19 protein-coding genes are annotated in these 19,515 nt (G+C 74.6%); 13 read left to right on the top strand and 6 right to left on the bottom strand.

Annotated features, from left to right (window positions below):
• Window positions 1–129 precede the first annotated feature (129 nt).
• The 3 genes from ACFY0O_RS28585 to ACFY0O_RS28575 all read left to right on the top strand — a co-directional run bounded on the left by ACFY0O_RS28585 (window position 130) and on the right by ACFY0O_RS28575 (window position 3,455).
• Entirely contained in the window at window positions 130–1,542 is a 1,413-nt protein-coding gene (locus ACFY0O_RS28585; protein WP_388951771.1) for a hemolysin family protein, read from the top strand.
• A complete protein-coding gene (locus tag ACFY0O_RS28580; protein WP_358894471.1) occupies window positions 1,539–2,600 on the top strand; it encodes a hemolysin family protein in 1,062 nt (353 codons plus the stop codon). Before ACFY0O_RS28585 ends, ACFY0O_RS28580 begins: the two co-directional genes overlap by 4 nt.
• A gap of 198 nt (window positions 2,601–2,798) precedes the next feature.
• The gene (locus ACFY0O_RS28575; protein WP_388951769.1) at window positions 2,799–3,455 is read left to right on the top strand and encodes a helix-turn-helix domain-containing protein; all 657 of its coding nucleotides are present in this window, start codon (window positions 2,799–2,801) and stop codon (window positions 3,453–3,455) included.
• A gap of 13 nt (window positions 3,456–3,468) precedes the next feature.
• Here ACFY0O_RS28575 and ACFY0O_RS28570 read toward each other — a convergent pair whose 3' ends face one another.
• Together ACFY0O_RS28570 and ACFY0O_RS28565 are read right to left on the bottom strand one after the other, a co-directional pair.
• Window positions 3,469–5,424, bottom strand: coding sequence for an AAA family ATPase (locus ACFY0O_RS28570; protein ID WP_388951766.1), 1,956 nt, complete (start codon window positions 5,422–5,424; stop codon window positions 3,469–3,471).
• 376 nt (window positions 5,425–5,800) lie between these two features.
• A complete protein-coding gene (locus ACFY0O_RS28565; RefSeq protein ID WP_388951764.1) occupies window positions 5,801–6,436 on the bottom strand; it encodes a uridine kinase in 636 nt (211 codons plus the stop codon).
• 192 nt (window positions 6,437–6,628) lie between these two features.
• Here ACFY0O_RS28565 and ACFY0O_RS28560 point away from each other — a divergent pair, with 192 nt between their 5' ends.
• The 3 genes from ACFY0O_RS28560 to ACFY0O_RS28550 all read left to right on the top strand — a co-directional run bounded on the left by ACFY0O_RS28560 (window position 6,629) and on the right by ACFY0O_RS28550 (window position 8,845).
• On the top strand, window positions 6,629–7,993 hold the full coding sequence (locus ACFY0O_RS28560; protein ID WP_388951762.1) for a peptidase C39 family protein: 1,365 nt from the start codon (window positions 6,629–6,631) through the stop codon (window positions 7,991–7,993).
• Between the two features lie 106 nt (window positions 7,994–8,099).
• Window positions 8,100–8,528 carry an SPW repeat protein gene (locus ACFY0O_RS28555; RefSeq protein ID WP_388951760.1) on the top strand — a complete coding sequence of 143 codons (429 nt, stop codon included), beginning with the start codon at window positions 8,100–8,102 and terminating at the stop codon, window positions 8,526–8,528.
• A gap of 164 nt (window positions 8,529–8,692) precedes the next feature.
• The gene (locus ACFY0O_RS28550; protein WP_358894465.1) at window positions 8,693–8,845 is read left to right on the top strand and encodes an SCO1431 family membrane protein; all 153 of its coding nucleotides are present in this window, start codon (window positions 8,693–8,695) and stop codon (window positions 8,843–8,845) included.
• A gap of 9 nt (window positions 8,846–8,854) precedes the next feature.
• Here the strand turns inward: ACFY0O_RS28550 and ACFY0O_RS28545 are convergent, their stop codons facing one another.
• A complete protein-coding gene (locus ACFY0O_RS28545) occupies window positions 8,855–9,850 on the bottom strand; it encodes a DUF6114 domain-containing protein (RefSeq protein ID WP_388951757.1) in 996 nt (331 codons plus the stop codon).
• On the bottom strand, window positions 9,838–10,455 hold the full coding sequence (locus ACFY0O_RS28540; protein ID WP_388951754.1) for a DUF6230 family protein: 618 nt from the start codon (window positions 10,453–10,455) through the stop codon (window positions 9,838–9,840). The genes ACFY0O_RS28545 and ACFY0O_RS28540 overlap by 13 nt, the downstream gene beginning before the upstream one ends.
• Window positions 10,456–10,525: 70 nt before the next feature.
• On the opposite strand from ACFY0O_RS28540, the gene ACFY0O_RS28535 reads away from it, so the two are divergent.
• Both ACFY0O_RS28535 and ACFY0O_RS28530 read left to right on the top strand, forming a co-directional pair.
• The gene (locus tag ACFY0O_RS28535) at window positions 10,526–11,218 is read left to right on the top strand and encodes a TetR/AcrR family transcriptional regulator (protein WP_388951751.1); all 693 of its coding nucleotides are present in this window, start codon (window positions 10,526–10,528) and stop codon (window positions 11,216–11,218) included.
• Between the two features lie 156 nt (window positions 11,219–11,374).
• Window positions 11,375–12,547: an acyl-CoA dehydrogenase family protein gene (locus tag ACFY0O_RS28530; protein WP_358894461.1), complete on the top strand. Its 1,173-nt coding sequence runs from the start codon at window positions 11,375–11,377 to the stop codon at window positions 12,545–12,547.
• Between the two features lie 326 nt (window positions 12,548–12,873).
• On the opposite strand, the gene ACFY0O_RS28525 is transcribed toward ACFY0O_RS28530, so the two are convergent.
• A complete protein-coding gene (locus tag ACFY0O_RS28525) occupies window positions 12,874–13,056 on the bottom strand; it encodes a hypothetical protein (protein WP_388951748.1) in 183 nt (60 codons plus the stop codon).
• A 330-nt stretch (window positions 13,057–13,386) separates the two neighbouring features.
• Between ACFY0O_RS28525 and ACFY0O_RS28520 the strand changes: the two genes are divergently transcribed.
• The gene (locus ACFY0O_RS28520; protein WP_388951745.1) at window positions 13,387–14,520 is read left to right on the top strand and encodes a hypothetical protein; all 1,134 of its coding nucleotides are present in this window, start codon (window positions 13,387–13,389) and stop codon (window positions 14,518–14,520) included.
• Window positions 14,521–14,548: 28 nt separating this feature from the next.
• The gene (locus ACFY0O_RS28515) at window positions 14,549–15,637 is read left to right on the top strand and encodes a phosphotransferase family protein (protein WP_388951742.1); all 1,089 of its coding nucleotides are present in this window, start codon (window positions 14,549–14,551) and stop codon (window positions 15,635–15,637) included.
• Window positions 15,638–15,643: 6 nt separating this feature from the next.
• Here ACFY0O_RS28515 and ACFY0O_RS28510 read toward each other — a convergent pair whose 3' ends face one another.
• The gene (locus ACFY0O_RS28510) at window positions 15,644–16,093 is read right to left on the bottom strand and encodes a hypothetical protein (protein WP_388951739.1); all 450 of its coding nucleotides are present in this window, start codon (window positions 16,091–16,093) and stop codon (window positions 15,644–15,646) included.
• A 217-nt stretch (window positions 16,094–16,310) separates the two neighbouring features.
• Between ACFY0O_RS28510 and ACFY0O_RS28505 the strand changes: the two genes are divergently transcribed.
• The 3 genes from ACFY0O_RS28505 (at window position 16,311) to ACFY0O_RS28495 (ending at window position 19,494) form a co-directional block, all read left to right on the top strand.
• The gene (locus ACFY0O_RS28505) at window positions 16,311–16,751 is read left to right on the top strand and encodes an Lrp/AsnC family transcriptional regulator (protein WP_030240692.1); all 441 of its coding nucleotides are present in this window, start codon (window positions 16,311–16,313) and stop codon (window positions 16,749–16,751) included.
• 30 nt (window positions 16,752–16,781) lie between these two features.
• The gene (locus tag ACFY0O_RS28500) at window positions 16,782–18,398 is read left to right on the top strand and encodes an amidohydrolase (RefSeq protein WP_388951737.1); all 1,617 of its coding nucleotides are present in this window, start codon (window positions 16,782–16,784) and stop codon (window positions 18,396–18,398) included.
• 325 nt (window positions 18,399–18,723) lie between these two features.
• Complete coding sequence (locus ACFY0O_RS28495) at window positions 18,724–19,494, top strand: polyprenol monophosphomannose synthase (protein ID WP_388951734.1); 771 nt, start codon at window positions 18,724–18,726, stop codon at window positions 19,492–19,494.
• Window positions 19,495–19,515: the final 21 nt, after the last annotated feature.

Below are 19,515 nucleotides of genomic sequence, written 5' to 3'. Positions count from 1 at the left end.
CACTGCGCCCACCCACCCGCCCCGGGACCCCGTGGCCCGTGGGCACCTACGACCAGAGGAGTGACTCCCTCCAGCAATGGACGGATCGTCCGGTAGTACCCACGCCGCCCTCCCCGTGGAGGCGGCGGCATGACCATCCCGCTACTGCTGCTCGTGGCGGCATTCGCCCTGATCCTCGCCAACGGTTTCTTCGTGGCGGCCGAGTTCGGCCTCGTCACGGTCGAGAAGCCCGAGGCGGAACGGGCCGCAGCCGACGGCGACCGCCGTGCCCGCACGGTGGTCGAAGCCCTGCGGGAGCTGTCCTTCCAGCTCTCCGGCACCCAGCTCGGCATCACCATCACCTCCCTCGTCGTCGGCATGCTCGCCGAACCGGCCCTCGCCGCGCTGCTGTCCAGGCCGCTCGCCGCGACCGGCCTGCCCGACGGGGCCGTCCCCGGAGCCGCCGTCCTCATCGGCATGCTGCTCGCCTCCGCCGTCCAGATGGTCGTCGGCGAGCTCGTCCCGAAGAACTGGGCCGTCTCCAAGCCGCTCCAGGTCGCCCGTGTCGTGGCCGGCCCGCAGCAGGCCTTCTCCCGGGCCCTGCGGCCCGTCATCGCCGGTCTCAACTCCGTCGCGAACCGCCTCGTGCGGGCGCTCGGCGTCGAACCCGCCGAGGAGATGGCCTCCGCCCGCACCCCCGGCGAACTGGTCTCCCTGGTCCGCCATTCGGCCCAGGCCGGCGCCCTCGAACAGGACACCGCCGACCTCTTCGTCCGCACCCTCTCGCTGGGCGAGCTCACCGCCCAGCACGTCATGACCCCCCGGGTGAAGGTCAGCGCCCTCCAGGACTCGGCCACCGCGGCCGACGTCCTGAACCTGACCCGCGCCACCGGCCTGTCCCGCTTCCCGGTCTACCGCGAGCGCATCGACGAGATCACCGGGGTCGTCCACCTCAAGGACGCCCTCGCCGTGCGCGAGTCCGAGCGCGCCCGCACGACCGTCGGCCGGATCTGCGTCGCCCCGCTGCTGGTCCCCGGCTCCCTGCCGGTCCAGCCGCTGCTGGAGCGGCTGCGCAGCGAACAGCCGATGGCCGTGGTCGTGGACGAGTACGGCGGCACCGCCGGCGTGGTCACCCTGGAGGACATCGTGGAGGAACTCGTCGGCGAGGTCCGCGACGAGCACGACCTCGCCCAGGACGACAGCCCCGAGCTGGCCGCCGTGCCCGCCGAGGACGGCCGCCCCTCCTGGGAGGCCGACGGCAGCTGCCGCGTGCACACCCTGCGCCGCATAGGCCTGGAGGTGCCCGAAGGCCCGTACGAGACCGTCGCCGGCCTCGTCGCCGACCTCCTGGGCCGGATCCCCGCCCCCGGGGACCGGGCCGAGCTGCCCGGCTGGAAGCTGTCCGTCCGCCAGGTCCGCCGCAACCGCGCCGAGCGGGTCCGGCTCGTCCGCCTGACGGCGGTGCCGCAGACCGCCGGGGCCGCCGCCGAGGCCGTCCCGCAGCCCGCCCGCACCGCCGGGCGGCTGCGCGGCGAGCAGCAGCTGGAAGGCGCCGCCCGATGAACGCCGTCCAACTCCTCTTCGCCCTGCTCCTGGTCCTGGCCAACGGTTTCTTCGTCGGCGCCGAGTTCGCGCTCGTCTCCGTCCGCCGCAGCCAGATCGAGCCCCTGGCGGCCGCCTCCAAGCGGGCCCGCCAGGTGCTGTACGGCCTGGAGAACCTGCCCCGGATGATGGCGGCCGCCCAGTTCGGCATCACCCTGTGCTCCCTCACCCTCGGCGCGGTCGCCGAGCCCACCGTGGCCCGGCTGCTGGAACCCGTCTTCGAGGCGGTCCACGTGCCCGAGGGCCTGGTCCACCCGCTGGGCTACGCCTTCGCGCTGGCGGCGGTGGTCTTCCTCCACCTGGTCATCGGCGAGATGGTCCCCAAGAACCTCGCCATGGCCGCCCCCGAGAAGACCGCCCTGTGGTTCAGCCCCGGCCTGGTGGCCTTCGCCCGCCTCTGCGGGCCGGTCACCACCGCCCTGGGGGCCTGCGCCGCGCTCGTCCTGCGGCTGTTCAAGGTCGAGCCCAAGGACGAGGTGGAGGCCGTCTACACCAGCGCCCAGCTCGGCCGCCTGGTCGAGGACTCCCGGCAGGCCGGGCTCCTCGAACCGGTCGAGCAGGAACGCCTGGAGGACGCCCTGGAGCTGGGCAGCCGCCCGGTCACCGACGTCCTGCTGGCCACGGGCCGGCTCGTCACCGTCGGCCCGGCCGTCACCCCGCGCCAGATCGAACAGCTGACCGTGCGCACCGGCTACTCGCGCTTCCCGGTCCGTTCGGACAGCGGCGCGTTCATGGGCTACCTCCACGTCAAGGACGTCCTGGACCTGGAGGAGCGCGAGCGGGCCGTCCCGCAGCGGGTGTGGCGCCGGATGACCACCCTGTGCTCGACGCTCCCGCTGGACGACGCCCTGACCGTCATGCGGCGCGACGCCACGCACCTGGCCCAGGTCGCCGACCCGTCCGGTCGGGTCCTGGGCCTGGTGGCCCTGGAGGACGTCCTGGAAAAGCTGGTCGGCGAGGTCCGCGACCCCGCCCACCGAGTCCCGGCCCGCCGCCAGTCGGAAGCCCTGACCGCCTGACGCGGGGTCGCCCGTTCCCAGGGGCTCCGCCCCGGGGACCCGCGCCTCAAACGCCGGCGAGGCTGGAATTCGCGGAGCGAACATCCAGCCCGCGCGGCGTTTGAGCGCGGGAACGGGGGAAGGGCGGGTAGGGGACTCCGCCCCGCGCAGCGGCCCACCCAACCGCCCTCGCGGGCCGGCACCCGCCACAATGGACCCGTGGACCCGGACACGGAAGCGGTACTCGACGCCATCGGCCCCCGCCTCCGCGCCCTCCGCCGGAACCGCGGCCTCACCCTGGAGGCCCTCGCCGCCACCACCGGGATCTCGGTGAGCACCCTCTCCCGCCTGGAGTCCGGCCACCGCCGCCCCACCCTGGAGCTGCTCCTCCCGCTCGCCAAGACCCACCGCGTCGCCCTCGACGACCTGGTCGGCGCCCCGCCCACCGGCGACCCCCGGGTCCATCTGGAGCCCCTCCGCAAGCACGGCCGCGTCATCGTCCCGCTGACCCGCTACCCGGGCCGGATCCAGGTGTTCAAGCAGGTCCTGACCCCGCGCGAGCCGCAGCTCGTCACCCACGAGGGCTACGAGTGGTTCTACGTCCTCGCGGGCGAGGTGCGGCTGCTCCTCGGGGACGAGGAGTTCCTCCTGCGCCCGGGCGAGGTGGCCGAGTTCGACACCGCCCGCCCGCACTGGTTCGGCCCGGCCGACGGCGTCGCGGCGGAGGTCCTGCACCTGTTCGGCCCCCGCGGCGACCAGGCCGTCGTCCGCGCCGGCCCCCAGGCGACGGCCGCGGCCGCGGCCCCGGAGACGGCCCCGGCCCCGTCGACGCGCCCGGCCCCGCCCCGGCACGCGCACCCGGGCCCGGTCTCCTGACGCCCCGGCCGGGCTACAGCGGCGGCTCCGGTCGCTCCTGCGGTCCCCGGCCCGACAGCACCTCCCCGTACGCCTGCATCAGGTCCGCCAGCCGCAGCGTGGCCAGGTTGTCGCGGGAGGGCTCCCCGGCGAAGCCGGCCAGCCGCAGGTCCCGGTAGGCGCAGCTCTTCTCGTACAGGGTGCGCAGGAACCGCCCGTTGCCGAGCTCGTCGATCCAGCCCTGCTCCACCACGTGGCCGCTGATGCTGCGCAGCTCCTCCAGGGCCTCCTCGTCCCAGCGGTCCCCGTTCGCGTCGGCCAGCACCCCGCCGATCGCGGTCAGTTCCGCCGGCCGGTAGCTGGGGAAGTCCACCCGGGTCGTGAACCGCGAGGACAGCCCCGGATTGGCGGCCAGCAGCCGGTCCATGCCCGCCGGGTAGCCCGCCAGGATCACCACCAGGTGGTCCCGGTTGTCCTCGGCGCGCTTGAGCAGCACCTGCAGGGCCTCGTCCCCGTACGCGTCGCCCTTGCTGTAGCCGGAGTTGGACAGGCTGTACGCCTCGTCCACGAACAGCACCCCGCCGATCGCCGAGTCGATCAGCTCGTTCGCCTTGACCGCGGTCTGTCCGAGGAACTCGCCCACCAGGTCGGCCCGTTGGGCCTCCACCAGATGGTCCCCGCCCAGCAGCCCCAGCGCGTAGAACACCCGCCCCAGGATCCGGGCCACCGTGGTCTTGCCCGTCCCCGAGGGCCCCGAGAAGACGAAGTGCCGCTTCGGCGGCTGCACCGGGAGCCCCTGCGCGGCCCGCAGCCGGGCCATGTGCAGCTGCGCCGACAGGGCCTTCACCTGCCGCTTCACCGGCTCCAGGCCCACCATCCGCTCCAGCTCGGCCAGGGCCTGCGCCAGCGCCTGCGGATCCGCCGGCCCGGCCGGCAGCCCGACGGGGGCGCCCTGGGCGGGCAGGGTCACCTTGTGCCGCACGCCCTCCAGCCGGCCCGTCCCGGCGGACGGCCCGAAGCGCGGGTCCGGCGGCTCCCCGGGGGTCGGCGGATCGGCGTCCACCTGCCCGTCCGGGGCCACGTCCTGCACCGGCCCGCCCCCGCCGCCCAGGGCCACCGCCGTGTAGTCCCCGCCGGCCGGGGAGAGCCCGTGCCCGGCGAAGCCCTCGGACAGGTGGCCCCCGTACCCGGCGTACCCGGCGGCGTCCGCCATCCCGTCGAAATCGTCGCTGTCCTCGATGGCGGTCAGCCGCGCCGCCGTGTCCATGAACGCAGGGTCCACCCGGTGCACGGCCCGGTACAGCGGCAGCGCCGCCGCGCTGCGCCCCGTGCCCTCGCGGGCCCGCGCCAGCCAGTACCGCAGTTCCTTGCGCTGCGGCTGCTCGCTGCGGCAGCGCATCAGGGCCGCCGCCAGCATCGGCTCCGCCTGCCCGTACATCTCCAGCCGGACCCGGGCCATCCCGCCGAACAGCCCCGCCTCGATGCCCAGCACCGGGTCGTGCACCAGCGGCTCGGTGTGCCGGACGAGCTGCTCCCAGTCCTTGACCAGGTAGGCCCGGCAGGCGTGCAGGAAGCGGACCTGGGGGTCGGTGTCCACGGGCGGCAGCGCGGCCAGGGCCTGGTCCAGCTCGGGGACGTGGCGGCCGTCCAGCCAGTGGGAGGCGTGGGCCAGCAGCAGGTCGCGCCGGCTCTCCAGCACCGGCTGCACCCACCAGCCCAGCCAGTACCAGGAGTTGAGGGTCCGGCGGTGCCGGGTGCGCTGCTCGCCGAAGCGGTCGCGGTGGGCGTACATGCGCAGTAACGCGTTGGTGGTGTCCACGCGCAGCGCGTGCAGTCCCAGCCAGGCGTCGGCCATCGAGGGATCCAGGCCGACGGCCGTGCGGAACTCCTCCTCGGCCTGCGGATAGGCGCCCATGGTGCAGGCGTCGACCCCGCGCAGCCAGGCGAGTTCGGCCGGGGCGTGCGCGCTGCCCGGCATGGCGAAGTCCATCACGTCCCCCACAAGCCTGCCCGTGGCACGCGGCAACCCCCGCGCCGAGCGCGCGAGTTGTCCACCCGGCCGATGAAATCAGGGCTGCATCGTACCTGCGGTGACGCACCTTACCCAGGGTGCGGTGGGCACGGGTCGGGGGTGCGTCCCGGAAGCCCAAGGTAACTCAGGGTGAACGGTAGGGGGCGGAGCGACGCGCCCCCCGCCCGGCCGGAACCGGCTCCGGGCAGAACGAAGCCCCCGATCACGGGGGAACAACCGGGGGCTTCGTGTCCGCTGCGGCCTTCGCAGACCGCGCATTCAGAACGTAAGGCCGCATCCGGGCCCGGGTCAAGCGGCTCGGGAAAGCCCCGGGGGCTCCGTCGTGCGGGATCGCTCAGGCCTGGGGGAGTCCGTCACCCTCGGTGAGCGCGGGAGGCGTGGCGGGAGTCGCAGAAATCCCGGAAGTCCACTCGTATCCCGTACCGCTCTGGCGTACCAAGGTGTGGGCGAAGGGGCGCGAAGGGTCGTCCGAGAAGTGCGCGAGCTCGGCGCGCTCCCATCCGTCCCAGAAGGCGGAGAGTTCGCGCCCGTCCCGTTCCCGTCCCCGCCCCCAGGACGTCTCACGTGGGGTCTCCATCCACAGCAGCCGCGCCAGGTGCGGCCGCAGCGCCCGCCGCCCGGCCCCGACCCCCTCGACCAGCAGCACCGGGGCGGGCTCCAGCACCCGCTCGGGGCCGAAGCGGCGCCGCTCCCAGTCGTACGGGGCCCAGTGCGCGGGGCGGCCGGCGGCGAGCGGCTCCACGACCTGGGTGCGCAGCCGCTCCCACCAGCCGAACAGCTCCGCGTGGCTGGCCACGTCGTCCAGGTGGAGCACGGGCGCCCCGCCGAGCGCCTCGGCGAGGCGGTCGGCGAAGGTGCTCTTGCCGCTGCCGGCGTGCCCGTCGACCCCGATGAGCCGGACGGGCCCGAGGGAGGGCGGCAGCCCGGCGAGCTCACGCGCGAGCGCCTCGAGCGACGCGGTTCCTTCCACCCACCCACCCTAGGCCCCGCCCCACCCTCCCCCGTTCCCAGGGGCACCGCCCCTGCCCCCGGGGGAAGGGCGGGGCGGGGAGAGGGCCCGCGCAGCGGTACGCGCCCGACACGGGCGCTGCGCTTCGCCGCCGCACCCCCGGGAACTGGAAGGGTGGACCCACCCGACCACCGACCCCTGGGGGCCACGCCGATGACCGCACCCACACCCCGCCGCGCCCTCCTGGCCGTCGCCCTCGCCGCCGCCACCGCGGCCACCCTCCCCACGGCCGGCCGCGCCGCCGCAGCGGCGGCCGCCCCCGCCGCCGGCACCACCGGCACCACCGTGGACAACCGCTTCTGGTACGCGTCCGCGCACTGGCGGGCCGGCACCCACCACGGCACCACCGCCGTCGACGGCCCCCGCCCCGGCCTGGAGATCGCCGCCCCCGCCGGCCGCACCGAGTACACCGACCCGCACACCAGCCGGAAGTCCTCCTGGGAGTACGCCACCTGGACCTCCCCGGTGCACCGCTCGACCGTCCCCGCCACCGAGGCCATCGCCTCCTGGAACGCCCGCACCCCGGCCGGCAGCTGGATCCAGACCGAGCTGCGCGTCACCTACCCCGACGGCACCACCGGCCCCTGGTACGTGATGGGCCGCTGGGCCGCCGGTGACGGCGACATCCGCCGCACCTCCGTCGACGGGCAGAGCGACGGCCGGACCACCGTCTGGACCGACACCCTGGCCGTGGACGGCCCGGCCGCGGCGGCCGGGGTGCGGATCACCCACTGGCAGCTGCGGCTCACCCTGTACCGCAAGCCCGGTACCACCGCGGGGCCCACCGTCTGGCTGGCCGGGGCGATGGCCTCCGCCGTCCCGGACCGGTTCACCGTCCCGGCCTCCGCCCCCTCCGGCCGGGCCCACGAGCTGAACGTCCCGCGCTACTCCCAGGAGGTGCACACCGGCCAGTACCCGCAGTACGACAACGGCGGCGAGGCCTGGTGCAGCCCCACCTCCTCCCAGATGATCATCGAGTACTGGGGCCGCAAGCCCAGCGCCGCGTCCCTGGCCTGGGTCGACCCCGGGTACGCCGACCCCCAGGTCTGCCACGCCGCCCGCTCGACGTACGACGCCGCCTACAAGGGCTGCGGCAACTGGCCCTTCAACGCCGCCTACGCCGCCACCTACCGCGACCTGGCCGGCGTCGTCACCCGGCTCCGCTCCCTCACCGACCTGGAGACCCTCGTCGCGGCCGGGATCCCCGCCATCACCTCCCAGTCCTTCCGCCGCGAGGAGCTGACCGGCGCGGGCTACGGCACCGCGGGCCACCTGATGACCGTGATCGGCTTCACCGCCGCCGGGGACGTCGTCGCCAACGACCCGAACTCGCCCGACAACACCTCCGTCCGCCGCGTCTACAAGCGCCGCGAGTGGGAGAACGTCTGGCTGCGCACCAAGCGGTACAACGCCGAGGGCAAGACCGTCTCCGGCAGCGGCGGGGTCTGCTACCTCTACGCCCCCGCCCGGCCGTCGGCGGCCCAGATCGCCGCGCTGCGTCAGGTGGGGGTGCTGTGAGGCGTGCGTCGTACGAATTGTCCGGAAGATCCGCCGCTCGAATGGCTTAACCGTCAGATTCTGGGCATAAGGTCCATATAAGGCTTCTCACAGGAGGCAGCCCACCATGACCACCCATTCGAGCATCGAACACCACCCGGACCTCGCCGAAATGCGGACGCGCTTCGAGCGGGTGACGGCCACGCCCGCCGCGCAGGCCGTGGAGGCACTGGCCCTGATCACGGGCCTCTACCTGGCGGCTTCGGCGTGGATCGCCGGGTTCAGTGCGCTGAGCCCGCTGGCCATCAACAACCTCATCGCCGGCGCGGCCTTCTGCCTGTGCATGGGCGGCCTGGGATCGGCGTACGAGCGTACGCACGCGATGGCCTGGACCGCGGTCGCGATCGGCGCGTGGACCATCGTGGCCCCCTGGGTCATGGCCGGTGCGATGGACACCACCCGCAGCATCGTCAGCAACGTCATCACCGGCGTGGTCGCGCTGTGCCTCGGCCTGGCGATGGTGGCCATCGGCGGACGCCCGCGCCCGACCACCTGATCCGTCCCGTCCCGCCGGGCCCCGGCCGCTCCTCCGCACCCCGGAGGCGGCCGGGGCCCGGCGGCGCCCGGCGCCCGCCACGGCCGGGCCCCGCCAGGCCCGAGCCGGCCCTGTGACCCTTGCCATATACCGTGAATGCCGCGAACGCTGGCACATTGGACGGCATGACCGCACACACCGCCGCCCTCACCGCCCGCGCCCGGCGCCGCCTCGTCGGCACCGGCGGCCCCAAGGACTCCGCCTGGCTGGAGCACGTACTCGGCTGGACGCTGGTGGTCGTCGTGGCCATGTTCGTCACCCAGCTCGGCTGGCTGTAGACCGGCCCGTCAGGAGGCCTCCAGCCGCAGCCCGTCGGTGACGATCTCGTCCGAGGTGACCAGCGCCTGCTCCGCGCTCACCTGCGTCATGAACACGAACGGCGGGATGACCGGGGGAGCGGGCAGCCCGTCCGGGCTGAACGTCACGCACAGCAGGCCCTCGACGCATCCGCTGAACCGGGTCAGGTAGAGGGTGACGTCCCCGCGCAGCTCCAGGGACCGGGCGGCCAGCCCGTACTCCCGGCCGCCGTCGCGGGTGCGCAGCCGGTAGTCGCGCAGCGAGGCCGCCGCCATCTTCAGCACGAGGACCCGGCGCGGTCCGTCCACCGTCGCCACCTCGGTGACCCCCGCCAGGGCGAAGCCCCGGGGGGCGAACAGCGACGTGGTCACCGTCGGAGGAGTCCGCGCCGCAACCGGCGGCCCCTGACCGACGGCCCCCGCAGCAGCCCCCGTGCCCGCCGCCCCAGCCGTCCCTTGGGCCGCCGCCCCGGCCGCCGCCGCCGTCGCCGCCCGGGCCGGCGGGGCTCCGGCGGCCAGCGCCGCCAGCAGTGCCACCGGCAGCGCGGCGGCCAGGACCCGGGGCGGGCCCGGCGCGTCCGGACTCCGCCGGTAGGGGCCCTCCTCCTCGTCCGCCTCCGCCTCCGCGTCCCGCAGCGGGGTCCAGCCGAAGGCCAGCGCCCCGCCCGCGATGCCCAGCAGGGCCCCGACGAGGAACCCGCCCAGGTTGGTCACCACGAAGGACAGCACCGACAGCAGCAGGGCGTGCACCGAGACGTAGGCCCGGGCCTGCGGCAGCCACCACAGGAAGAGCCCCGCCACGATCAGCGCGGCCCCGATCCCGAGGGCCGCGATCCCGCCCAGCCCCAGGCTGACCAGCACCCCCACCGGTGCGAGCGGCACCACCAGCAGCTCCGTCCCGGCCAGCACCAGCAGCAGCCCGCCCCAGAACGGCCGCTGCCGCCGCCACGCCCGCAGCCGCGCCCGGTGCCGGGTCAGGGGAAGCACGTGGCCCCGTCGAGGCTGACGCCGAGGCGCAGCCCCTTGAGCCGGAAGTCGCCGCCCGTGGCCGACCAGGCGTGCGACCGCACCCCCACGACCTCGATCTTCCCGGCCTGCAGTCCGAACTGCCCCGGCTCGCCCCGCACCCCGTCCACCTGGTCGAGGGTGGAGGCGTCCCGGCCGATCTGCGCCGTGCCGAAGGTGGCGTCCCCGACCAGGTCCTCGCCGTCGATCACCAGGTTGGCGGCGGTCACCTCCCCGGCCGTGCCGCCCGCGGTCAGCTTGAACACCACCGTGCCCAGCGGGGTGTCCACCTTCGCCGACTGGCAGATGTCGCTCAAGGTGGCCTTGCCGATGCCCAGCAGCGCCACCGGATGCCCGGTGCCGTCCGCGGAGCGGTCCGTGTGCACGTACGAGGCGAGCCCCTCGCTGCTCAGTTTCGAGGAGGAGACCTGGAAGGCCGTCCCCGATACGGCGAAGGACGCGGCCAGCGCGCCCTGGGCCATCACCACCGCCAGCGCCCCGACCGCTGCGACGGCCGGCAGCGCGACGGCCGCCGATTTCCTCCGGTCGACCCGGCCTTCGGCGGGCTTCCTGCCGTCCTTGCCCATGGCGGTCCCTCCCGTACACTGCGGGAAATCCTGTGGCGGACAGTTCGAGGCTTCGAGGCTAGGGCCGGATTTGAATAATAGTCAACAGCGCGGCACGACCGGCCGATCGCAGGCCCGAAGGGCCGAACTCATAGCGATCGGGAGGAAGTTGTTCGCGGACACCTCCTATGACGCCCTCTCCATGGACGACATCGCCCAGCACGCGGGCGTCGCCAAGGGGCTCGTCTACTACTACTTCACCAGCAAACGCGGCTACTACCTCGCCATCGTCGAGGACTCGGTGGCCCAGCTCGTCGCCCGTGCCACCGGGGAGCCCGAACTCCCCGGCGCCGAACGGCTGCGCCGCACCGTCGACGGCTACCTCCACTACGCCGAGCACCACCGGGCCGCCTACCGCACCATCGTCACCGGCGGCGTCGGCTCCGACGCCGAGGTGCTCGCGATACGCGACGCGGTGCGCGAGGAGCTCCTGGCCGCCATCGCCGAGGGCGCCTACGGCCGCCGGGCCGTCCCGCCGCTGGCCCGGCTCGCCCTGGTCGGCTGGCTCTCCGGGGTGGAGGGCGCCACCCTCGACTGGACCGGCGCCCCCGACGCCGAGGGCCGGCCCGACCGGGCCACCGTCGCGGACCTCCTCGTACGCCAGCTGCGCGCGACGCTGACGGTGATCGAGGACCTCGTCCCCGAATGTCCCGCTCCTCCGGTGGCTCCCGAGGAGGCTTCGAGCGGCCCGGATGATCATGGCAATCCTGTACCGGTGACGTAAAGCGCCTGATCGGGCATACTCAAGCCGCCGCAGCCGCTGTTGGAGCCCTTCCGAGACCCGGGAGGGCAGCATCGGCTGTGTAAGCACCGAGATCCGGCGGCGCGTACCACACCTCACGCGTCGCCGCCGTGCCCGACGAGGGAGGAGAGCGCCGCCATGACCGACCGCGCCCCGCAGCCGGTGGACCGTCAGCTGCCCACCGAGGAGTCCCGGGACCTCCTCGCGCTCGTACGCGAGATCGCCCAGCGGGAGATCCGCCCCCAGGCCGCCGAGGAGGAGGACGCCGGGCGCTTCCCCCGCGAGGTCTTCACCCTGCTCTCCGAGTCCGGGCTGCTGGGCCTGCCGTACGCGGGTGAGTTCGGCGGCGGCGACCAGCCGTACGAGGTCTACCTCCAGGTCCTGGAGGAGCTGGCGGCCGCCCGCCTGACCGTCGGCCTCGGCGTCAGCGTGCACTCTCTGGCCTGCCACGGCCTGGCCGGCTACGGCACCAAGGAGCAGCGCGCCGCCCACCTCCCCGACATGCTCGGCGGCGGTCTGCTCGGCGCCTACTGCCTCTCCGAGCCGGCCTCCGGCTCGGACGCCGCCTCGCTCACCACCAAGGCCGTCCGTGATGGCGACGACTGGGTGATCACCGGCACCAAGGCCTGGATCACCCACGGCGGGGTCGCCGACTTCTACACCGTCCTCGCCCGCACCGGCGCCCCCGGCCCGAAGGGCATCACGGCCTTCCTGGTGCCCGGCGACGCGGAGGGCCTGACGGCCGCCGTCCCCGAGAAGAAGATGGGCATGAAGGGCTCGCCCACCGCCCAGCTGCACTTCGACGGCGTGCGCGTCCCCGACTCCCGGCGGATCGGCGACGAGGGGCAGGGCTTCACCATCGCCCTCGCCGCCCTGGACGCGGGCCGGCTCGGGATCGCCGCCTGCGCCATCGGCGTCGCCCAGGCCGCCCTCGACGAGGCCGTCTCGTACGCGCTGGGCCGCAAGCAGTTCGGGCACCCCATCGCCGACTTCCAGGGGCTGCGCTTCATGCTGGCCGACATGGCCACCAAGATCGAGGCGGGCCGGGCCCTCTACCTCGCGGCCGCCCGGCTGCGCGACGCGGGCAAGCCGTTCTCCCGGCAGGCCGCGATGGCCAAGCTGTTCTGCACGGACGCGGCGATGGCCGTCACCACGGACGCGGTGCAGATCCTCGGCGGCTACGGCTACACCGCGGACTTCCCGGTGGAGCGCCTGATGCGCGAGGCGAAGGTGCTCCAGATCGTGGAGGGCACGAACCAGATCCAGCGCATGGTCATCGCCCGCCACCTGGCCGGCCCCGAGACCCGCTGACACGGCGGGTGCCGCCCCGGCCCCCCGGCCGGCCCGGCCTCGGGTCGGCCCGGCCTCCGATCGGCCCGGCCTCCGATCGGCCCGCCCTCTGATCGGCCCGGCCTCCGGTCGGTCCGGCCTCTGGTCAGCCCGGCCTCGGGTCGGCCGCAGCTCCCGGGTCGGTCCGGCCTCGGGTCGGCCGCAGCTCCCGGGTCGGTCCGGCTTCGGGTCGGCCGCAGCTCCCGGGTCGGTCCGGCTTCGGGTCGGCCGCAGCTCCCGGGTCGGTCCGGCCTCTGATCGGCCGCCGTCCCCGGTCGGCCCGACCTCCGGTCGGCCGTCCCCGCCGGTCAGCCGCCGAAGAGGGGGCCGGAGGGCCAGATCGGGGCGGACACGATCCGGGACCAGTCCGGGTCCTGCCGGCCCGGCAGGGTCCGGCCGTCGGCGGCCCAGCGGGCGAGCAGCGCCGTGTAGATCGGCGGGTCGGGCTGGCCCCGGTACCCGTGCGGCCCCGGCCGGGACGGGTGCGCCACGGCCTGCTGAACCGATTCTTCGTAGCCCGGCGGTGTGGGGCGCCGCCTGCGTCCCGCTCTCGGCGCGGGCGTCTCGAGGGTGGTCATGCACGGCCAACGCGGGACCCGGAGCACGGGTAACCGCTCCCCGCCCGCGCCCATCCGTTCGAGCCTTCCCACGCGCGCGGCCCCCGCGCCCCACGCGCCCCCTCCCGGACGGCGCACTCCTGGCCGGGAATGCCGGGCTGTCAGGGTGTGCCACAACCCTGGTCGCGACAGCGAGATCTGACGTACCGTCATATCCGCTCGGCCGGCGCCGCGCCGGCCGTCCGCGCGCCCAGGAGGTTCGCCATGCCCGCCGACCGCCCCGTGCCCCTCGACGAGTACCCCGTCCACCAGGCCCCGCTGTCGATGAAGCACCTGGTCACGGGCGACCGCAACGCCTACGACCGCTGCATCTTCCACGTCTTCGACCACGCCGGACGCGCCGTCCTCATCCTCGGCCTCGGCGTCTACCCCAACGCCGGCGTCATCGACGCGTACGCCACCCTGTGCCTCGGCGACGAGCTCCTCGCCGTCCGCGCCTCCGACGCCCTCACCGACGACCGGATGAACCTCTCCGTCGGCCCCCTCTCGATCACCGTCGACGTCCCGCTCAAGCGCCTCACCCTGCGCTGCGACCCCGACCCCGAGGACCCGCACGGGCTCTCCTACGACATCAGCTGGACCGCCGAGTTCCCCGCCGTCTGGGAGCCCCACCACACCCAGCGGCGCGGCGACCGCCTCATCCTGGAGGGCCGCCGCTTCGTCCAGGCCGGCCACGTCACCGGCACCGTCCGGGCCCGCGGCGAGGAGTTCACGCTCACCCCGGGGGAGTGGACCGGCACCCGCGACCGCAGCTGGGGCGTGCGCCCGATACCCGGCGAGGACGGCGGCCGCGCCGGCGAGGAGATGCGCCCCGAGGGCTTCCACTGGCTCTGGATCCCCGTCCGCTTCGAGGACCGCTTCGTCATGGTCGTCGCCCAGGAGGACGCCGACGGCCACCGCACCCTCAGCGAGGCCGTCCAGGTCTTCCCCGAGGACAGCGGCCGCCACGACGTCCAGCTCGGCTGGCCCCACACCGAGATCCGCTACCGCCCCGGCAGCCGCCACCCCGAGCGGGCCGTCGTCCACCTCACCGACCCCTCCCGCAAACCCCTCGAACTCGGCGTGGAGATCCTGAACTCCTCCCCGCTCGCCGTGGGCGCCGGCTACCCGCCCGCCGCCGACTGGCAGCACGGCAGCTGGCAGGGCCGCGGCTGGACCGACCGCCGCACCTACGACCTCTCCGACCCGGGCGCCCACCCCATGGCCGCCTTCGGGGTCACCGACCACTCGGCCCGCTTCACCCTCGACGGCCGCACCGGCTTCGGGATCTTCGAACACGGCAGCTTCGGCCGCCACGACCCCAGCGGCTTCGCCGACTACACCTCGGTAGCCCCCTGACCAGGCCCGATCCGGAGAGGAGCTCCACATGACGGCACCGCGCCCCCGCACCTCCACCCGCGAACCCGAGGAACTCGGCCGCCGCCTCACGGCCTGGCTCGACCACCGGCTCCCCGGCGCCAAGGTCTCCGGCACCTCCGTGCCCGGCTCCAACGGCATGTCCAGCGAAACCCTGCTGTTCGACATCGAACACCCCGACGCCCCCGTCCGCGGCTGCGCCCTGCGCCTGGCCGCCGACCCGGCCGCCTACACCGTCTTCCCCTCCTACGACATGCCCCGCCAGCACCGCGTGATGGCCCTGGTCGCCGAACACACCGACCTCCCCGTCCCGCGCGTGCTCTGGCTGGAGGAGGACCCCGCCCCGCTGGGCTCCCCGTTCTTCGTGATGGCCCGCGCCGAGGGCCGCGTGCCGCCCGACGTCATGCCCTACACGTACGAGGGCAACTGGCTGCACTCCGCGACCGACGCGGAGCGCGCCGAGCTCCAGGAGGCGAGCATCTCCCTCCTCGCCCGCCTGCACGACCAGTTCCCGGCGAAGGAGGCCGCGTTCCTGCTGCCGCCGGGCGAGGGCAGCCCGCTGCGCCGCCACGTCGACGCGCAGCGCGCCTACTACGCCTGGGTGGTCGACGGCCTGTCCCGCTCACCCCTCCTGGAGCGGGCCTTCGACCGGCTGGAGGAACTCTGGCCCGCCGACGAGGGCGAACCGGTCCTGAACTGGGGCGACGCCCGCATCGGCAACATCGTCTACGACGGCTTCCGGCCCGCGGCGGTCCTCGACTGGGAGATGGCCGCCTACGCCCCGCGCGAGGTCGACCTCGGCTGGACCGTCTTCCTGCACCGCTTCTTCCAGGACCTGACCGTCGGCTTCGGCCAGCCCGGCCTGCCCGACTTCCTGCGCCGCGAGGACCTGGAACGCCGCTACGCGGAACTCACCGGGCACACACCGCGGGACATGGAGTTCCACACCCTCTACGCCGCCCTGCGCCACGGCATCGTGATGCTGCGCATCGCCTACCGGCAGGCGTACTTCGGGGAGGTCGAGGTCCCGGCCGACCCGGACGGCCTGATCCTGCACCATGCCGGCTTGGCCGCCATGGTGCAGGGAACCTACTGGTAGCGGAGGTCAGGCGGCCTGCGCGTGCTCGCGCTTCTGGGGCAGCGGGGCCGCCGCCGGCTGCACCGGGCGCGAGCCCGGACCGCCGACGTGGGAGAAGGGCTGCGTCCGCCAGTCCAGGCCCTGCGGCAGCGTGAGGTGCACGACGGCCTCCAGCTCGGGCTGCTCCGACTGGAGCAGCGCCACCGCCGCGAGGGCGTCCGAAACCGGCCGGCCCGTACCCGCGCACACCGTGAGCCCGAACGGGTTCCACGGGGTCAGGCACAGGGCGTGCTCCGGGAGCAGCTCCTCGTCGGCCACGAGGGCGATCGACTGCCCGCAGTCGGGGCAGGTCGCGTGGTGGATCTCGAACCCCTCGGCGTCGCCGGGTTCGAGGTAGTCGTCGTCCTCCGCGTACTCGGCGGCGAGCGGTTCCAGGGGCTCCGGTTCGGTGCGACCGGCGCGCTTGGTGTTCAGCATGGATGTACTCCCCCTTGGGTGGGCCGGGCGGGCATGTCCTTCGGCCACGGCCACACCAAGCACTTCCCGCCAGGCGGCACGAGTAACCACAAGAGCGCGGTATACGCCTGTACATGCCTGTGGCTTTGGTCACATGCCCGCCGCAGGTGCCACTTCTGCGTGGACACCGCTGTGCCTGGAGCGGTCCTGGGCCTTAGGTTGAGCGGCTATGAGCGCAATGGAGGAGCTGGACCGCCAGATCGTGGATCTGCTCGTGCGGGACGGGCGGATGAGCTACACGGACCTGGGCAAGGCCACCGGACTGTCCACGTCGGCCGTCCACCAGCGAGTACGCCGCCTGGAACAGCGCGGCGTCATCCGCGGCTACGCGGCCGTGGTCGACCCCGAGGCCGTCGGGCTCCCCCTCACGGCCTTCATCTCGGTCAAGCCGTTCGACCCGAGCGCGCCGGACGACATCGCGGAGCGGCTGGCGGGCGTACCCGAGATCGAGGCCTGCCACAGCGTCGCGGGCGACGAGAACTACATCCTCAAGGTCCGCGTGGCCACCCCGCTGGAACTGGAGGACCTCCTGGGCCGCCTCCGCGCCCTGGCCCACGTCTCCACCCGCACCACGGTGGTCCTCAGCACCCCCTACGAGGCCCGTCCACCCCGCGTCTAGCGCGATCAGGTCTTGGGGGAAGATTCCCCCATGACCGACGGCACCGCCACCCCCGCCCCCACCCGCACCGTCCTCCTCCGCGGAGGCGAGGTGCACAGCCCCGCCGACCCCTTCGCGACGGCGATGGTCGTCGAGCGCGGCCACGTCGCCTGGGTCGGCTCCGAAGGCGCCGCCGACGCCTTCGCGCAGGGCGTGGACGAGGTCGTCGACCTCGGCGGAGCACTCGTCACCCCCGCCTTCACCGACGCGCACGTCCACGCCACCTCCACCGGCCTCGCCCTCACCGGCCTCGACCTCACCGCCGCCCGCTCCCTCACCGAGGCCCTGGACCTCGTCCGGGCGCACGCCGCCCGCCGCCCCGCCGACCGGGTGCTCCTGGGCCACGGCTGGGACGCCGCCCGCTGGCCCGAGCGCCGCGCCCCGCGCCGCTCCGAGCTCGACGAGGCCGCCGGCGGCCGCCCGCTCTACCTGAGCCGCGTCGACGTCCACTCGGCGGTGGTCACCACCGCCCTCCTGGACCTGGTGCCCGGCGTCCACCCGCACGGCGACGACGAGCCCCTCACCAAGGACGCCCACCACGCCGTCCGCCGGGCCGCCCTTGCCGCCCTCACCCCCGCCCAGCGCGCCGAGGCCCAGCGGGCCGCCCTCGACCGGGCCGCCTCCCTCGGCATCGGCTCCGTGCACGAGTGCGGCGGGCCCGAGATCTCCTCCCCGGAGGACTTCACCGGCCTGCTGGCCCTGGCCGCCGGACACCCCGGCCCGCGCGTGCACGGCTACTGGGCCGACCGCGACCTGGACCTGGCCCGCGAGCTCGGCGCGGTCGGCGCCGCCGGCGACCTCTTCGTGGACGGCGCCCTCGGCTCCCACACCGCCTGCCTGCACGCCCCGTACGCCGACGCCGCGCACACCGGCACCGGCTACCTGGACGCCGCCGAGGTCGCCGCGCACGTGGCCGCCTGCACCGAGGCCGGGCTCCAGGCCGGGTTCCACGCCATCGGCGACGCCGCCGTCACCGCCGTGGTCGAAGGCGTCCGCGCGGCCGCCGGGAAGGTGGGCCTGGACCGGATCCGGGCAGCCCGCCACCGCGTCGAGCACGCCGAGATGATGACCCCGGAGACCATCGCGGCCTTCGCGGAGCTGGGCCTGACCGCCTCCGTGCAGCCCGCCTTCGACGCCGCCTGGGGCGGCGAGGACGGGATGTACGCCGACCGGCTCGGCACCGAGCGCGCCCGCACCCTCAACCCGTACGCGGCCATGCTCAAGGCAGGCGTCCCGCTGGCCTTCGGCTCCGACGCGCCGGTGACCCCGCTCGACCCCTGGGGCACCGTCCGCGCCGCCGCCTTCCACCGCACCCCCGAGCACCGGATCTCCGTACGGGCCGCCTTCGCCGCCCACACCCGTGGCGGCTGGCGGGCCCTGGGCCGGGACGACGCGGGCATCCTGGTGCCCGGCGCGCCCGCCGACTACGCCGTCTGGCAGACGGGCGAGCTGGTGGTCCAGGCCCCCGACGACCGGGTGGCCCGCTGGTCCACCGACCCGCGCTCCGGCACCCCCGGCCTGCCGGACCTCACCCCGGGCGCCGAGCTGCCCGTGTGCCTGCGGACCGTGGTGGGCGGCCGGGAGGTTTTCGTACGGCCACAGGGGTGATCCACCCGGCATCGGCTCGGCCCGGGCGGCCCCGCCCGGATAGGTTCGCCCGGGTCCACCGGCAGGACGCCGGACCGGAGGGAGCCATCCGTCCAGCGCACCCGCGCCTCGGGAGCCAGGGAAGGTTTCGCCGGGGCGGCGGTGGCACCGCATCGGGCCCGGCGGTCCAGTAGACAACGGTCACGGCGGTCCGCAGCCAGCGGGCTCCGGTCCGGCCCGAAGGGCCGCCGGGCCCCCTCGCTGTTCTAAAATCATCCTGCTGTGACGGGTCGGACGAGACGGCCCGCACGGGGACGATTCGACGCAAGACACGCAAGGGGAACCGGTGAGCAACGGCGGACAGCGCACCTTCGGGCCGCTCGGCACCACGCTGGTGATCATTCCGACCTACAACGAGGCGGAGAACATCGGCCGGATCGTGGGCCGGGTCCGTGCTGCCGTCCCCGAGGCCCACGTCCTCGTCGCGGACGACAACAGCCCCGACGGCACCGGCAAGCTCGCCGACGAGCTGGCGGCCGCCGACGACCAGGTCCACGTCATGCACCGCAAGGGCAAGGAGGGGCTCGGCGCCGCCTACCTGGCGGGCTTCGCCTGGGGCCTGGAGCACGGCTACGGGGTCCTGGTCGAGATGGACGCCGACGGCTCGCACCAGCCCGAGGAGCTGCCCCGCCTGCTCACCGCGCTGGACGGCGCGGACCTGGTCCTCGGCTCCCGCTGGGTGCCGGGCGGCCGGGTCGTGAACTGGCCCAAGAGCCGCGAGTTCCTCTCCCGCGGCGGCTCCACCTACTCCCGCCTGATGCTGGACGTCCCGATCCGCGACGTCACCGGCGGCTACCGGGCGTTCCGCCGCGAGACCCTGGAGGGGCTCGGCCTGGACGAGGTCGCCTCGGCCGGCTACTGCTTCCAGGTCGACCTGGCCCGCCGGGCCGTCCGCAAGGGCTTCCGGGTGGTGGAGGTCCCCATCACGTTCGTGGAGCGCGAGCTCGGCGACAGCAAGATGAGCAAGGACATCGTGGTCGAGGCCCTCTGGCGGGTCACGCACTGGGGTCTGAGGGACCGCCTCGCCAAGCTCACCGGGGGCACCTCCCGGCGGTAGCCGGGGGAGCGGGCGCCCTTC

The sequence above is a fragment of the Streptomyces sp. NPDC001594 genome (assembly GCF_042893675.1).
In the GTDB taxonomy this organism is placed as follows: domain Bacteria; phylum Actinomycetota; class Actinomycetes; order Streptomycetales; family Streptomycetaceae; genus Streptomyces.
The sequence above is the reverse complement of the archived record's forward strand: the minus strand, read 5'-3'. Positions and strand labels throughout refer to the sequence as shown.

What these genes read in the sequence shown, in the direction of transcription:
- ACFY0O_RS28570 (WP_388951766.1), bottom strand. Translation starts at nt 5,424, where the DNA reads ATGGACTTCGCCATGCCGGGCAGCGCGCACGCCCCGGCCGAACTCGCC.
- ACFY0O_RS28530 (WP_358894461.1), top strand. Translation starts at nt 11,375, where the DNA reads ATGACCGACCGCGCCCCGCAGCCGGTGGACCGTCAGCTGCCCACCGAG.
- ACFY0O_RS28560 (WP_388951762.1), top strand. Translation starts at nt 6,629, where the DNA reads ATGACCGCACCCACACCCCGCCGCGCCCTCCTGGCCGTCGCCCTCGCC.
- ACFY0O_RS28580 (WP_358894471.1), top strand. Translation starts at nt 1,539, where the DNA reads ATGAACGCCGTCCAACTCCTCTTCGCCCTGCTCCTGGTCCTGGCCAAC.
- ACFY0O_RS28510 (WP_388951739.1), bottom strand. Translation starts at nt 16,093, where the DNA reads ATGCTGAACACCAAGCGCGCCGGTCGCACCGAACCGGAGCCCCTGGAA.
- ACFY0O_RS28585 (WP_388951771.1), top strand. Translation starts at nt 130, where the DNA reads ATGACCATCCCGCTACTGCTGCTCGTGGCGGCATTCGCCCTGATCCTC.
- ACFY0O_RS28500 (WP_388951737.1), top strand. Translation starts at nt 16,782, where the DNA reads ATGACCGACGGCACCGCCACCCCCGCCCCCACCCGCACCGTCCTCCTC.
- ACFY0O_RS28505 (WP_030240692.1), top strand. Translation starts at nt 16,311, where the DNA reads ATGGAGGAGCTGGACCGCCAGATCGTGGATCTGCTCGTGCGGGACGGG.
- ACFY0O_RS28515 (WP_388951742.1), top strand. Translation starts at nt 14,549, where the DNA reads ATGACGGCACCGCGCCCCCGCACCTCCACCCGCGAACCCGAGGAACTC.
- ACFY0O_RS28520 (WP_388951745.1), top strand. Translation starts at nt 13,387, where the DNA reads ATGCCCGCCGACCGCCCCGTGCCCCTCGACGAGTACCCCGTCCACCAG.
- ACFY0O_RS28555 (WP_388951760.1), top strand. Translation starts at nt 8,100, where the DNA reads ATGACCACCCATTCGAGCATCGAACACCACCCGGACCTCGCCGAAATG.
- ACFY0O_RS28550 (WP_358894465.1), top strand. Translation starts at nt 8,693, where the DNA reads ATGACCGCACACACCGCCGCCCTCACCGCCCGCGCCCGGCGCCGCCTC.
- ACFY0O_RS28540 (WP_388951754.1), bottom strand. Translation starts at nt 10,455, where the DNA reads ATGGGCAAGGACGGCAGGAAGCCCGCCGAAGGCCGGGTCGACCGGAGG.